Origin of the sequence: Nisaea sp. (genome assembly GCF_040217065.1) — a bacterium.
GTDB lineage: Bacteria > Pseudomonadota > Alphaproteobacteria > Thalassobaculales > Thalassobaculaceae > Nisaea.
The window spans coordinates 570,857-584,337 of the sequence record NZ_JAVJNX010000005.1; the positions used below are offsets into that span (position 1 = coordinate 570,857).

Sequence of the window (13,481 nt, forward strand, 5' to 3'; positions counted from 1 at the left end):
GATATGGAAAGCGATCTGGCGGAACTTGAGGAAGTTCTCGGTTACAGTTTTGGGCATATCGACGTTCTGCGCCGTGCCGTCACGCATGCGAGCGCGGAGCCCCGGGCCTGGAATGCCTATGAGCGGCTTGAGTTTCTCGGGGACCGGGTGCTGGCACTGGTCATGGCCGAACATCTGCTGGACCGCTTCCCGCACGAGCGGGAAGGGGCGATCGCCAAGCGCCATGTCGGGCTCGTCAGGCGTGAGGCCTTGTCGGAGATTGCCAAGCAGATAGGCCTCGGCCGCTTTCTGATTGTCTCCCGCGGCGAAACCGAAGCCGGCGTCCGTGAGAGTGAGACTATTCTTTCCGATGCTATGGAAGCCGTGATCGGGGCGCTCTATCTCGATGGTGGGCTGGAGGCGGCCCGGCGGTTCATTCTGAAAGGCTGGAGCCCGCTGGTTGAAGCGGAGCTGCGTCCGCCGCAGGATGCCAAGACAACGCTGCAGGAATGGGTGCAGGCACGCAAGATCCCGCTCCCGGCCTATGATACGGTCAGCCGGGACGGCCCGGCCCATGCGCCGGAATTCACAATCACGGTTACCGTGCAGGGCTATGGCTCGGCGACGGGTGTGGGGAAATCAAAGCGCATCGCTGAACAGGATGCCGCAGGCAAGATGATGGCGAAATTGAATGGCTGATACACAGGCAGACGGCACCGGTATCGGGACACGGGCGGGCTTTGTCGCCGTGGTCGGTGCGCCCAATGCCGGAAAATCGACCCTGGTCAATCGTCTCGTCGGTTTCAAGGTCTCCATTGTGACCCGGAAGGTGCAGACCACGCGGACCCGCATCCGGGGCGTCTGCATGCATGGCGAGACCCAGATCGTGTTTGTCGATACGCCGGGGATTTTCGAGCCGAAGCACCGGCTCGACCGGGCCATGGTGCATGCCGCCTGGGAAGGCGCCGGCGATGCGGATCTTGTCGTGCTCATGGTGGATGCCTCGCGCAAGAAGGTCGACGAGGATACCCGGCGCATTATCGAGGGGCTTAAGAAGTCGGGACGCAAGGTCATCCTTGTGCTTAACAAGATTGACGAAACGGTCCGGGAAACCCTGCTGCCGTTCGCCGCGGACCTTGCCGAAAGCGGCATTGCCGAAGAGACCTTCATGATCTCGGCCGAAAATGGCGATGGCTGCGAAGATCTGCTGAATTATCTCGCCGGCCGCATGCCGCTTGGCCCCTATCTCTACCCGCCGGATGAAGTGACAGACCTGCCGTTGCGTTTGCTTGCAGCAGAGATCACCCGTGAGGAAGTATTCAACCGGCTGCATCAGGAACTGCCCTATTCGGCCACGGTGGAAACCGAAACATGGGTCGAGAAGGACGATGGCAGTGCGGTCGTCAACCAGGTGATCTTCGTGCAGCGCGACGGTCAGAAGAAGATCGTGCTCGGCAAGAGCGGGTCGATGATCAAAACCATCGGTGCCGCCGCGCGCCGGCAGATGCAGGAAATATTCGACAAGCGCATTCACCTCTTCTTGTTCGTGAAAGTGCGCGAGAACTGGATCGACGATCCGGAACGCTATCGTGACTGGGGCCTCGATCCGAACGCCTGATTTGTATCCTGCCGGGCAGGTGTGTGGAGGCATTTTCAGGGAATATTGTTTCTCAATGCGCTTAGGTGAACCCCATGGATAACCTGCGGCATTACGTCTGGCGGCAACTCGACATCGAAGCCCGGCCGGGACACAAGATGTCCTTCGCGAACAAGGCTCTGGTCGTCGCGATCCTGGCCTCCGTCGCCGTCGTGGTGCTGGAGACCGAACCGGTCATCCAGTCGGTGGCGCCGGTGCTGTTCATCAGCCTGGAACAATTCTTCGGATGGCTGTTCATCATTGAATATCTGGCACGTGTCTGGTCCGCCGGCGAACGGCGGGAATATTCCGGCATGATCGGCCGGCTGAAGTATATCGTGACCCCGGTGGCGCTGATCGACTTGCTGGCCATCACCCCCTTCATCCTGGCGCCGTTTATTGCGTCCGCCGGCGGGGCAGGTTTCTACGTCCTGCGGCTGATGCGGCTTTTCAGGGTGCTTACCCTGGCCCGGACGGGGCCGTTTACCACGGCGGCGCGGGAAGTCTGGCACGGCATCGTCGACCGGCGGTATGAGCTGGCCTTCAGCAGCCTGGTTGCACTCGCCATGATGATCGTGGCGGCGACCCTGCTTTATGTTGCGGAACGGGACGCCCAGCCGGACGCGTTCGGCAGCATCCCGCGCGCCATGTGGTGGGCCATCGCAACGCTGACTACGGTCGGCTATGGCGATGTTTACCCGGCCACGACTCTCGGCAAGTTCCTGGCGGGGCTGGTGGCGCTTTCGGGCATCGGACTGGTGGCCATGCCGGCCGGCATCCTCGCTTCCGCGCTGTCGACTGCATATCAGGAACGAAAGGCGCATCGGGGGCACGACGATGCGGCCGCAGGTCCGGACGCTGAAAGGCATCAGGGTGGAATGGACTGACGAGGGCATCGTTCTGTCGGTACGCCCGCACGGCGAAAGCGCGGCCATCGTCACGTTGATGACCGAGGCGCACGGCCGCCATGCTGGATTGATGCGCGGCGGGGCCTCGACGCGGCACAAGGGCATGCTGCAACCGGGAAACGCGGTGCGCGCGGTCTGGCGGGCGCGGTTGGCGGAGCAGCTCGGCAATTATGCGCTGGAGCTGGAAGAGAGCCACGCTGCCGACCTTTTCGACGATCCGCTGAAGCTCTCCGGTCTTGCCGCAGCCTGTGCCGTCGCCGACCGGGCTCTTCCGGAACGCGAGCCGCATCCGGCGGTGCATGCCGGCCTGCAGGCGCTGATCGAGGCCATGCGCAACGAGGCGCTGGGTGATCTCTGGGTCGCGGTCTATGTCCGCTGGGAGCTCGGCGTGCTGGCGGAGCTCGGCTACGGGCTCGATCTGTCGAGCTGTGCGGCCACGGGCAGCAACGACGAGCTCGCCTATGTCAGTCCGCGCACCGGACGGGCCGTCTCCCTGTCGGCGGGCGAGCCCTATCGGGACAAGATGCTGGCCATGCCCGATTTCCTGATCGGACGGGGCGACGGCGCGATGGCGGACTTGCTCAGGGGGCTGGATCTGACCGGGCATTTTCTGGAGAAGCACCTGTTCAACACCCAGGGTGAGCAGAGCCCGGCATCGCGGACCAGGTTCCGCGACCGGATCGAGTCGGCCGCCGGCCCCGAAATGATTGGTTGAAAATGCCCGCCTGGGTGCCGCGAGGCTGTCAGCGGACTTGGAACCGGGAGCGGGCTCGCCTACAATATCTGGCGTATATATTCATGAAGGTCCACAAGATCCATGCTGCCTGACATTCGGGATACCGGCCTCGCGGAGGCGCTGAGCGAACGCTATCTGGCCTATGCGCTGTCGACCATCATGTCCCGCTCGCTGCCGGACGTGCGCGACGGCCTGAAGCCGGTGCACAGGCGCCTGCTGTTCGCCATGCGCCAGCTCCGGCTGTCGCCGGACGATGCCTTCAAGAAATCCGCCCGCGTGGTCGGCGACGTGATGGGTAAGTTCCATCCGCACGGTGACTCGGCGATCTACGATGCCATGGTACGTCTGGCGCAGGATTTCGCCGTGCGCTACCCGCTGGTCGACGGACAGGGGAATTTCGGCAATATCGACGGCGATAACGCGGCCGCCATGCGCTACACGGAAGCGCGCATGACCGAGGTCGCCGAGCAGCTGCTGCGCGGCATCGACGAGGATGCGGTCGATTTCCGCCAGACCTATGACGGCGAGGGCAGCGAGCCGCTGGTTCTCCCGGCGGCTTTTCCGAACCTTCTGGCGAACGGCTCGCAGGGCATCGCCGTCGGCATGGCGACGAACATTCCACCGCACAATGCCGAAGAGCTCTGCGATGCGCTGCTGCATCTGATCAAGCATCCGGACGCCCGGATCGAAACCCTGGTCGACATGATCCCGGGGCCCGATTTTCCGACCGGCGGTATCCTGGTCGAGGACCGGGCATCGGTCGTCGAATCCTATCGCACCGGCCGAGGCAGCTTCCGGCTCCGCGCCAGGTACGAGGTCGAGAAGCTCAAGAATGGCACGTACCAGATCATCATCACCGAGATTCCGTACCAGGTTCAGAAATCCCGCCTGATCGAACGGATGGCGGAACTGATGCAGGCCCGGAAGCTGGCCTTGCTCGGGGACATTCTCGACGAATCCGCGGCAGACGTGCGGATCGTGCTGGAACCGAAAAGCCGCAATGTCGACCCGGCCGTCCTGATGGAGAGTCTCTACAAGTTCACCGAGCTTGAAACCAAGTTCAGCCTGAACCTGAACGTGCTCGACGCGGACCAGACGCCGCGCGTCATGTCCCTGCCGGAAACATTGCGGGCCTTCCTCGATCACCGCCACGAGGTGCTGATCCGGCGTTCCCGGTTCCGTCTCGGCAAGATAGAGGACCGGCTGGAGGTGCTGGCCGGATACCTGATCGCCTTCCTCAATATCGACGAGGTGATCCGGATCATCCGGGAGGAGGATCATCCGAAGGAGGAAATGATCCGGCGCTTCGAGCTGACCGAGCGTCAGGCCGAGGCCATCCTGAACATGCGCCTGCGCAGCCTGCGCAAACTGGAAGAGATCGAACTCCGCAAGGAATTCGAGGAGCTGACGGCGGAGAAGCAGGAGATCGAAACCCTGCTTGAAGACGAGGTCCTGCGCTGGAAGACGGTTTCCGGGGAAATCAGTGAAATTCGCCGGATCTTCGGCAAGCGGACCGAGCTTGGTCGCCGCCGGACCGAAATCGGCACGGCGCCGTCCGATATCGAAGTGCCGATGGAAGCGATGGTCGAGCGCGAGCCGATCACAGTGATCTGCTCCGACAAGGACTGGATCAGGGCGGTCAAGGGCCATATCGCGGACGATGCCGATCTGAAATTCAAGGAAGGTGACGAAGGCAAGTTCCTGGTGCGGGCCGAGACCACGGACCGAATCCTGATCTTCGCCAGCGATGGACGCTTCTTCACGGTAACAGCCGACAAGCTGCCCCGTGGGCGCGGTCATGGCGAGCCGCTGCGCCTGCTGATCGATCTCGACAATGATGAGGCGATCGTCGAGATCCTGCCCTACCGCAAGGGCCAGCGCCTGCTGCTGGCCTCCAGCGATGGCCGTGGCTTCATCGTGAATTCCGATGATCTTCTGGCCCAGAAGAAAGCAGGCAAGCAGGTGCTCAATCCGGCTACCGGAGCAAAGGCGCAGATCTGCCTGCCGGTCGATGGGGAACTGGTCGCGATTGTCGGCACCAACCGGAAACTGCTTGTCTTCGAGACTGCGGAAGTGCCGGAGATGGCCCGGGGCAAGGGTGTCATCCTGCAGCGCTACAAGGACGGCAAGCTCGGCGACGTGACCTTCCTGAAGGCGGAAGAGGGGCTGAGCTGGGAGCAGACCGGCGGCCGGACACGGACCGAGACGGATCTGACCGCGTGGCGCGGGAAACGGGCCGGTGCCGGCAAGATGCCGCCGAACGGCTTCCCGCGGCCGGCGCGGTTTACTTAATCCGTCGAGAGGGGTTTGAGATCGGCGTCGGCCTCGACCCAGCCATCGAGAGTCAGCAGCTCATAGGGCCGGTACTTGGTCTTGTAGGCCATCTTGCGGCAGTCCGGGATCCAGTAGCCGAGATAGACGTAGCCGAGGCCCTGCGCTTTCGTCCGTTCGATAAGATCCAGTACCATGTAGGTGCCGAAACCCCGGGTCGCGTCCGTGGTGTCGAAGAAGCTGTAGACAGCTGACAGGCCGTCTTCCTGCTCATCCACCAGCATGATGGCCACCAGTTCGTGGGCGGCATCACGGTATTCGATCAGGTAGGTCTCGATCGGCGAGCGCTCGACCATTTCGGCATAGTCGGGGAAATCCATCATCGCCATCTCGCCGTCACCGTGCCGGCCTTGCTGGTAGGCCTGAAACAAACGGTACTGCTCGCGCGTGGCAATGGCCTGGACCGGCCGTCCGGTCAGGTCCGCATTGCGTTTCAGCAGTTTGCGGAAGGTCCGCGACCATCTGAAATCGCGGCAACGGACCCGCACCGGATTGCAGGCGTTGCAGCCGGGGCAGGCCGGTCGGTAGGTCAGGTGCTGGGTCCGCCGGAAACCGGCCTTGGCCAGGGTGTCGTGCGCCAACTGGCCGCGCCGGCTTGAGATGTCCGCAATCAGACGCCGCTCCGTCTTGCCCGGCAGATAGGGGCACGGCATGGGCAGCGTGTGAAAGAACGCCAGTGGACGGGCTCGGAGATTGTCAAACATGCGTCTGGGGTTAGCCTCCGGACCGGATGGGCGGCAAGGCGGAGCCGTTATCCGGTGCGATGACCGGTGGAAGTGTGGTTTCAAGAGGCTGAACGGCAGGTTCACCGGATGCCGCGACCGCTTCGGCGGCCTGATCGCTGAAATCCTGTCTCAGCAGAACGATGCTGATGCGCCGGTTGCTGGGGGATGTCGGATCGTTTGGCTCGATCGGGTCGGTATCGGCCATGCCGACGACCTGGGCGACTCGCTCGCCGGGAATGCCATTGGCGATGAGCGCGCGTCGGCTGGACAGCGCGCGGTCAGCGGAAAGCTCCCAATTGGTGTAGGTGGCGCCCTCGGGGAAGGGACGGGAGTCCGTGTGCCCGGAGATCTTGATCTTGTTCGGCAGCTTGGCGATGATTTCCGATACTTTTGCCAGCAGCTTGCGGGTCTGCTCAAGCATGTCGGCGCTGCCGAGCGGGAACAGGGCGACCTTTTCCTGATCGAGCAATTGGATGCGCAGGCCTTCCGGCGATTGGTCGATTTGCAGGCTGTCCGCAATTTCCTTCAGTTCCGGGTCTTTTGAATCGTCGATGGCTTTGCGCAGCATGTTTTCGGCAGAGGCGAACTGGGCTGCTTCCCGCTCTTCCAGGAGTTTTTCCAGCTTCTCCGCGCTGATCAGCCCTTCGGCATCGTCGTCGCTGCCCAGACGGGATTCGATGTTTTCCGGATCGTCCGAATCCGCATCCAGGGATTCCGTCCGCTCAGCTTGCGGGCGGGCGACCTGCGGCGTGCTGATCATGGGCGGTGAGGAGGCGGATTTGAGGGCGCCGGGGACAGTAATTGACGTGCCGCCGAGCACGCCGCCCGAGCCGCTTCGGGTCGAACGGGAGATGGCCGTCGGGTCGAAATAGTTGGAAATGCCCATCTTCTGTTCCTCCGTGGTCGCATTCAGCAACCAGAGGAGCAGGAAGAAGGCCATCATTGCAGTCACGAAGTCGGCATAGGCGACTTTCCAGGCGCCGCCATGGTGTCCGCCATGGCCGCCTTTCTTGACCTTCTTGATGATGATAGTGGCGTGGTTGTCCAAGCTCTCGTCTTCCCGATTGGCGTGCGACCGGCCTCAGGCCGTGTCGCTGTTCGCATTCTGCATGCCGATATCGGTCCGTACTAGACCGGTGGCAAGGCCGCGACGGCTTCCTCCACCTCGAAGAAGGAGGGGCGGTCCTTGGACATCAGGGTCTTGCGGGCAAATTCAACCGACACTGCCGGAGCATAACCGGAGACATGTGCCAGAAGCCCGGCCTTGATGCAGCCCAGGTATTTTGCGTCGGCACTCAGGGCGCTGCCCATGGTCGCGGCCAGAGGACTCACGAAGCCATATGCGAGAAGAATGCCGAGGAAGGTTCCGACCAGTGCGCCACCGATGAGCTTGCCGAGCACTTCCGGCGGCTCGGTGATCGAGCCCATGGTCTTGATGATGCCCAGCACGGCCGCGACGATTCCGAGGGCCGGGAAGCCGTCACCCATTGTCTGGAAAGCGGTGGCAATCGCCGCATCCTCGGCATGGTGGGTCTCAAGTTCTTCGTCCAGCAAGTCGGCCAGCTCGTGCGGGTTGTCGGTGCCGAGCGTCATCATCCGAAGGTAGTCGCAGAGAAAATCAAGTGCATGGTGATCGGACGAGAATTTCGGAAAGGCCTGGAAGAGCGAACTCTCCTCCGGTCTTTCAATATGGGACTCGATCGCAAGCATGCCTTTTGTCTTCGCGAGCTTGAAGATCGCGTACATCAGGCTGAGCAACTCAAGGTAATCGTCCTTGGAATATTTCGGCCCCTTCAGTGCGGCACCGAAGCCGCGGCCGGCCTGGCCCAGCACGTGTTTCGGATTTGCGACAATGAAGGCGCCGACACCGGCGCCGCCAATGATGACCAATTCGAAAGGCTGCCACAACGGCCCGAGTTTGCCGCCCATAGCCATATAGCCGCCAATCACGCTAACGAAGACGACAATCCATCCTATGATCACCAGCATATCAGTCTCCGCCCGGTAATGGCCTCGGAACGCATTTCGGGAAACACTTGGCAGGTAATATCCCTCAAATTCCGGTTATTTGTAAACAACAAGGGGTAAACAATTGATTTACCCGCTGCTTTGCGCCATGTCAGCCGGTGAGGATAATGCAGGTAATGCGCCTGCCAATGGTGCATTTCCGGCAAATCAGGGAGCTGTGTATCCAATGTCGGTGAATTCGGACCAATTCCGCGATGTGATGGGGCGCTTCGCCACAGGCGTGACAGTGGTGACGACCTCCAATGACGGGCGTCTTGACGGATTTACGGCTAGTTCCTTCTCATCCCTGTCCCTGGACCCGCCCCTTGTTCTGGTTTGCCTGGGGACAGACTCTGCCTGCCACGAGGTTTTCACCCGGGGCGGCTGTTTTGCCATCAATATCCTGTCCGTGGATCAGGCCGATCTCTCCGTCCGCTTCAGCTCCGTGGTCGGAGATCGTTTCGAGGGCATCGGGCATTCTCGCTGGATTACAGGTGCGCCGATCCTCGACGGTGCGATTGCAGCCATCGACTGCCGCCTGCACGCGGTGCACGAGGGAGGCGATCATTCTATCCTGGTGGGGCGCGTCGAGCGGCTGGGGGCCATCCGCGAAGAGGCCGAGCCGCTGATCTATTACCGCGGGGCCTATCGCGCCGTTTCCTGAGCCTCAGAGTGGCTGACCCTGCATCGCCATGTTGCTCATGACGCTGGTCTTGAGACCGGCGGCGTCCAGGGCGGCGACAATTTCCAGCACGTGATCGGGATTGCGAGTCTCGATCAGCACCTCGAGCTCCGCCTTCTTGATCGGCACATCCTGGAACATGCGCTGGTGGTGTACCTCGACGATATTGGCGCCTGACCGGCCGATGAGCCCCGCGACGCGGGCAAGCGTTCCCGGCTGGTCGGTGATGTCGATCCGCAGCCGGGCCAGGCGGCCGTGACGGGTCAGACCGCGCAGCAGGACCGTTGCCAGCATGCGCTGGTCGATATTGCCGCCACAGATCACCGTGGCGACCCGCTTGCCGGCGAACCTCTCCGGTGCCTTGATCATGGCCGCGATACCTGCCGCACCGGCGCCTTCGGCCACCAAATTCTGGTGTTCGGCGCAGCCATTCACGGCGCGCTCTATCTCGCTCTCGTTGACCAGAATGATGTCGCTGACCAGCGCACGGCAAATCTCCCGAGTCATGGCGCCAGGCACTTTCACCGCGATGCCTTCCGCTAGGGTCTCGCCGCCGAAAACCGGCGGCAGGTCATTCAGGGCGGCGTACATCGAAGGGAACTGCTCGGACTGGACGCCGATCACCTCAATGTCAGGATTGAGTTTCCTGGCGGCGATCGCCATGCCGGAAATCAGCCCGCCGCCGCCGATCGGCACCACAAGCGTGTCGATTGCGCCGGTGTCCTGCATCAGTTCCAGCCCGGCCGTCCCCTGACCGGCGATGATCATCGGATCGTCATAGGGATGGATCAGAACATAGCCGTGCTCGGCGATCAGCTCTTCGACCTTGTCCCGGCTTTCCGCCAGGGTATCGCCGTGCTGCACGACCTGGGCGCCGTAATCCCGGGTCTTTTCCACTTTGGTGAACGGGGTTGCTGCCGGCATCACGATGGTCGAATGGATACCGAGGGCCGTCGCGTGATAGGCGACGCCCTGTGCGTGGTTGCCGGCGGACATGGCGATCACGCCGCGGGCGCGTTCCTCGGCACTCAGGCTGGAAAGCTTCACATAGGCGCCGCGGGACTTGAATGAGCCCGTGATCTGCAAATTCTCGAGCTTCAGCGTCAGGTCGACTCCGAGCGCCTGACCGAGAGCCGGGGCCGGAACCGATGGCGTGCGAAGGATTTTGTCCTTCAGCCGTTCCTGAGCCTTTTCAATGTCTTCGAATGTAACAGGCAAGGTCATCTCGATACTCCAGTGCGATTGGCCGGATTATTGCACGCCAATCCGGTGTTCGGAGTCTGTTCATTTTGGCGCGGATTTGACTCCCGGCTCCGGCGAGGGCGTGATAAAACTCCTGTTGAATGGGAGGGCCAAAAAGCGCCGTTCCGGGAGAGGATTAAGGGACTCGCCGGGAACACAGTGTTGTTGGAGGGACATGAAATGTCCTGCCTTGGCCGTATAGTCATTCCTGCCGTTTTATGCCTCGCCGTTGCGGGAATGCCGTTGATTTGCCTTGCCGAAGAGTCCGGTGAACGGCAAAAAGCCTGGTATTTCCTCGGCGAGTCCACGGATCGCTACGGAAACGCGGAGAATGAGCGCGTGGTCTTTCCCGACCGGTCCGACCAGCGCAGCCTGAACGATGTCGGGACCGGCGAGCGCTATCAGTTTTCCCTCCGCTATACAGATCTGGGCGAGCCAACAGGTCAGGTGGGCCTCGGTCGGGGGCCGGACCCTTATGGATCGGGTGATGTGCTGTCGATCACTCTCGATCACTCCTTCGATCTCGGCCCGGACTGGTGGGTGCGCCCGCATGTCGTCGCCGGGCTGGGGCTCGCCTATGGCACCGGACTTGATCGCCAGGACGAGATGTCACCGGCTTTGGAGCTCGGTTTCGGCGCGTCCTATGAGATTTCCGACAGCTGGGACTTCTTCACGGAGTACCGTGCCTTTTACAGCCGGGCGGCCCAGCCAAACCTGAGAAGCCAGGAGGACGAGTCGGGGTTCGCCCAGAACTTTATGCTCGGCGCTCGGCTGCGCTTTTGAGTGCCTGCTATTCCGGTCTCAGTGTCAGGATATGCGCTCCCGAATCGGGAATGCCGTTCAGAGATCTGTAACGGCCATCCGCCCAGTCCGCGGCCTGATCGTGATAAAATTCGGAAAACGGGTTGCCCGACTGCCCGAGGGACAGGCTGAACAAGGACGCGTCCAGATTCGCCAGATCGTAGACAGCGCGCAGGCCTGCCCCATGCACATGATGGAAGCTGAAATCCGTCTCCGTGATGCGGATGCTGGGGCTGCCGCGGTTCACGGTGAAATCGCCTCCATCCGTTGCGACCTCCGTCCCGAGCAGGCTGTCGATCTGCGGAACGCGTGACCAGAGCAGGTGTCGGAACTGGGCCGTATGGCTTTCGCCCCAGCGCCAGGATGAGACATCCTGGCCGAATTTGGCGGTCAGCCGCGCGACGGTTTCCTGCAGGCTGTCGCGGATCAGGGCGGCACAGGGCTCGACACTGTCGGTGCGGATATCGTCGCACCAGCTGGTATCGCCGGTCAGCACCGCGCGGAACATATGCGGATAGGGACGGCGGTATTCCCCGATCAGGTCGCCGAGATCGTCGCCGAATATCCGTCTGTGCAGAAGCGCGGTCCAGAGACTGTAGATCAGCGGCTCGGCCCGGTTCCGGGACATTGTGCCGTCCCAGTTGCGGAGACGGTCCGCCGCGTCCAGCTCCGCCGGGGTCAGCAATGCGGTGTTGAGACGCTCCAGGAGCAGGGAGATCACGTCCGGTGCGGCGGTCGAGAGCGGGTCCATCTGCAGATCCGCTTGCAGCGCGGCTGTGGCCTGGCCATCCATCGCTTCGATGCGATCGCGGATCCGGTTGGCGCGGACCGGCGGCTCGGCTGTCGGGCCCAGATAGAGAGCCGGGTCGCGCGGCGCAAACCTGTCGTTTGCCTGAATCACAAGGCCGTCGGCCGGGTTGAAGACCAATGGCATGCGGGACGGCTCCACCCAGCCTTGCCAGTCCGCGTTCCGGTCCATTCCGTCCGCCGGCAACATGCCGCTGCCGCTGCGCTCCGGTACCCGGCCGGCGAGCGCGAGAGCAATAGTGCCGTCCCGGTCCGCGAGTGTCGCATTCTGGGCCGGGCTGGAGAATTTCTCGAGTGCCGCAAGGGCTTCGGAGACCGTCCGGGCCTGGTTCAGGGCGAGCAATCCTTCCGGGCCGGTATCGCCGGGCAGGAAGGACGGGGAGGAAAGGGCGATAACGCTTTTCCCGTCGGTCCGTCTGGCAGCGCCCAACGTGTCCGATATGACCGGCCCGTGCCGGGTCGACCGGAATGTTTCCGTCACTTCCCGCGATCCGATCCTGAAAGTCTCGGTCCGCGTCTCGAAAGGCTGGCTGCCCGAGGGCGTCAGATAGCGGGTCGGATCGGCCGGATCGACCGTCTCGACGAAGAGGTCCTGGGTGTCTACATGGGGCGTGGTGAAGCCCCAGGCGAGGTTGCCGTTATGGCCGAGCACCATGAAGGGCACGCCCGGAACCGTAGCGCCGGCAAGAATGCCCGAAGGTGTCTCGATGCGGGCCAGATACCACAGGTTCGGGTTGGTCAGGCGCAGATGCGGATCGCTGGCCAGCAACGGTTTTCCGCTCGCGGTCCGGCTGCCGTCGAGGGCCCAGGCATTGGAGGCGCCGCCCGGGGCGAGCTCGAACGGCAGGGCCGATGCAAAATGCCGGACGGCATCATACAGGCCCGGTGCGAGACCGCTTTCCCGCAGTTCCGGCATCTCCGGCAGCGTGCCGTCCGCATCCTGGTAGAGAAAGGCGATCTGCTCCGGTGTCAGGCCGGTTTCCAGCATGCGCAGGCGATCCAGCTCGGCCGGCCAGTTGCCCCCGAGCTGGAACGCCATGAGCTGTTGCCAGACCAGACTGTCCGCCGGCCTCCAGGGCTCGGGCTTGTGGAACAACACCTCGAATTCTATCGGCAGGGCGCCTTGCCGGCTCGCGAGGTAGGCATTGACCCCGTCCGCATAACGCTCGAGCACCATCTTCAGGGCTGGCGATGAGCGCTCGTAGGAGGCTTCGGCCAACCTGTAAAATCCGAATCCCCGGGTCAGCCGGTCGAACGGCAGCACGCTTTCGCCGATGGATGCTGAAAGCGTGCCGACCATTTCCGCCATCCGCCCGGCACCGAGGCGGCGCATGGATTCCATCTGCCAGAGCCGATCCTGGGCATGGGTATAGCCAAGCGCGAAATAGGCGTCCTCGTCGGATTCAGCCCGGATGACCGGTACACCAGCCTGATCGCGGATCACTGTCACGGGGGCCATGAGCCCGGGCAGGGTGGCTTCGCCGTCTATTTCAGGCACGGATCCGCTTAGCCAGATCAGCAGGGCTGCACCGCAAAAATTCAGCCCGAGAAACACAAAGAGAAGGCCGAGCCCAAGACGTTTTCCCCATCCCAGCATCGGCCTTCTCCCAGTCGATTGCGCTGTGAC

General features: G+C 62.6%; 12 protein-coding genes. 7 read left to right on the forward strand and 5 right to left on the reverse strand.

Annotated elements, in window-relative coordinates:
• Positions 1 to 3: 3 nt before the first annotated feature.
• The 5 genes from rnc (at position 4) to parC (ending at position 5,551) form a co-directional block, all read left to right on the forward strand.
• Positions 4 to 678, forward strand: a complete 675-nt coding sequence (rnc, locus tag RH950_RS07375) for a ribonuclease III (RefSeq protein ID WP_350055223.1) — start codon at positions 4 to 6, stop codon at positions 676 to 678.
• A complete protein-coding gene (gene era / locus RH950_RS07380) occupies positions 671 to 1,597 on the forward strand; it encodes a GTPase Era (protein WP_350055225.1) in 927 nt (308 codons plus the stop codon). Before rnc ends, era begins: the two co-directional genes overlap by 8 nt.
• 74 nt (positions 1,598 to 1,671) lie before the next feature.
• Positions 1,672 to 2,502: an ion transporter gene (locus tag RH950_RS07385; RefSeq protein WP_350055227.1), complete on the forward strand. Its 831-nt coding sequence runs from the start codon at positions 1,672 to 1,674 to the stop codon at positions 2,500 to 2,502.
• On the forward strand, positions 2,453 to 3,238 hold the full coding sequence (recO, locus tag RH950_RS07390) for a DNA repair protein RecO (protein ID WP_350055229.1): 786 nt from the start codon (positions 2,453 to 2,455) through the stop codon (positions 3,236 to 3,238). The genes RH950_RS07385 and recO overlap by 50 nt, the downstream gene beginning before the upstream one ends.
• A 102-nt stretch (positions 3,239 to 3,340) precedes the next feature.
• Positions 3,341 to 5,551, forward strand: coding sequence for a DNA topoisomerase IV subunit A (gene parC / locus RH950_RS07395; protein ID WP_350055231.1), 2,211 nt, complete (start codon positions 3,341 to 3,343; stop codon positions 5,549 to 5,551).
• Here the strand turns inward: parC and RH950_RS07400 are convergent.
• The 3 genes from RH950_RS07400 to motA all read right to left on the reverse strand — a co-directional run bounded on the left by RH950_RS07400 (position 5,548) and on the right by motA (position 8,304).
• Positions 5,548 to 6,294: an arginyltransferase gene (locus RH950_RS07400; RefSeq protein ID WP_350055233.1), complete on the reverse strand. Its 747-nt coding sequence runs from the start codon at positions 6,292 to 6,294 to the stop codon at positions 5,548 to 5,550. The genes parC and RH950_RS07400 overlap by 4 nt on opposite strands.
• A gap of 10 nt (positions 6,295 to 6,304) precedes the next feature.
• Entirely contained in the window at positions 6,305 to 7,363 is a 1,059-nt protein-coding gene (locus RH950_RS07405; protein WP_350055235.1) for a flagellar motor protein MotB, read from the reverse strand.
• Between the two features lie 80 nt (positions 7,364 to 7,443).
• Positions 7,444 to 8,304 (reverse strand): flagellar motor stator protein MotA, encoded by an 861-nt coding sequence (gene motA / locus RH950_RS07410; protein ID WP_350055237.1) that lies wholly within the window; start codon positions 8,302 to 8,304, stop codon positions 7,444 to 7,446.
• Positions 8,305 to 8,509: 205 nt separating this feature from the next.
• Between motA and RH950_RS07415 the strand changes: the two genes are divergently transcribed.
• Positions 8,510 to 8,986: a flavin reductase family protein gene (locus tag RH950_RS07415; RefSeq protein WP_350055239.1), complete on the forward strand. Its 477-nt coding sequence runs from the start codon at positions 8,510 to 8,512 to the stop codon at positions 8,984 to 8,986.
• 3 nt (positions 8,987 to 8,989) lie between these two features.
• On the opposite strand, the gene RH950_RS07420 is transcribed toward RH950_RS07415, so the two are convergent.
• Positions 8,990 to 10,228 carry a threonine ammonia-lyase gene (locus tag RH950_RS07420; RefSeq protein ID WP_350055241.1) on the reverse strand — a complete coding sequence of 413 codons (1,239 nt, stop codon included), beginning with the start codon at positions 10,226 to 10,228 and terminating at the stop codon, positions 8,990 to 8,992.
• Between the two features lie 261 nt (positions 10,229 to 10,489).
• Between RH950_RS07420 and RH950_RS07425 the strand changes: the two genes are divergently transcribed.
• Complete coding sequence (locus RH950_RS07425) at positions 10,490 to 11,029, forward strand: hypothetical protein (RefSeq protein WP_350055243.1); 540 nt, start codon at positions 10,490 to 10,492, stop codon at positions 11,027 to 11,029.
• A 7-nt stretch (positions 11,030 to 11,036) separates the two neighbouring features.
• Here RH950_RS07425 and RH950_RS07430 read toward each other — a convergent pair whose 3' ends face one another.
• Positions 11,037 to 13,451 carry a penicillin acylase family protein gene (locus tag RH950_RS07430; protein ID WP_350055245.1) on the reverse strand — a complete coding sequence of 805 codons (2,415 nt, stop codon included), beginning with the start codon at positions 13,449 to 13,451 and terminating at the stop codon, positions 11,037 to 11,039.
• Positions 13,452 to 13,481 lie beyond the last annotated feature (30 nt).

Bases quoted from the DNA above. Each gene is read 5' to 3' on its own strand.
- rnc (WP_350055223.1), top strand. From the start codon at position 4: ATGGAAAGCGATCTGGCGGAACTTGAGGAAGTTCTCGGTTACAGTTTT.
- era (WP_350055225.1), top strand. From the start codon at position 671: ATGGCTGATACACAGGCAGACGGCACCGGTATCGGGACACGGGCGGGC.
- RH950_RS07385 (WP_350055227.1), top strand. From the start codon at position 1,672: ATGGATAACCTGCGGCATTACGTCTGGCGGCAACTCGACATCGAAGCC.
- recO (WP_350055229.1), top strand. From the start codon at position 2,453: ATGCGGCCGCAGGTCCGGACGCTGAAAGGCATCAGGGTGGAATGGACT.
- parC (WP_350055231.1), top strand. From the start codon at position 3,341: ATGCTGCCTGACATTCGGGATACCGGCCTCGCGGAGGCGCTGAGCGAA.
- RH950_RS07400 (WP_350055233.1), bottom strand. From the start codon at position 6,294: ATGTTTGACAATCTCCGAGCCCGTCCACTGGCGTTCTTTCACACGCTG.
- motA (WP_350055237.1), bottom strand. From the start codon at position 8,304: ATGCTGGTGATCATAGGATGGATTGTCGTCTTCGTTAGCGTGATTGGC.
- RH950_RS07415 (WP_350055239.1), top strand. From the start codon at position 8,510: ATGTCGGTGAATTCGGACCAATTCCGCGATGTGATGGGGCGCTTCGCC.
- RH950_RS07420 (WP_350055241.1), bottom strand. From the start codon at position 10,228: ATGACCTTGCCTGTTACATTCGAAGACATTGAAAAGGCTCAGGAACGG.
- RH950_RS07430 (WP_350055245.1), bottom strand. From the start codon at position 13,451: ATGCTGGGATGGGGAAAACGTCTTGGGCTCGGCCTTCTCTTTGTGTTT.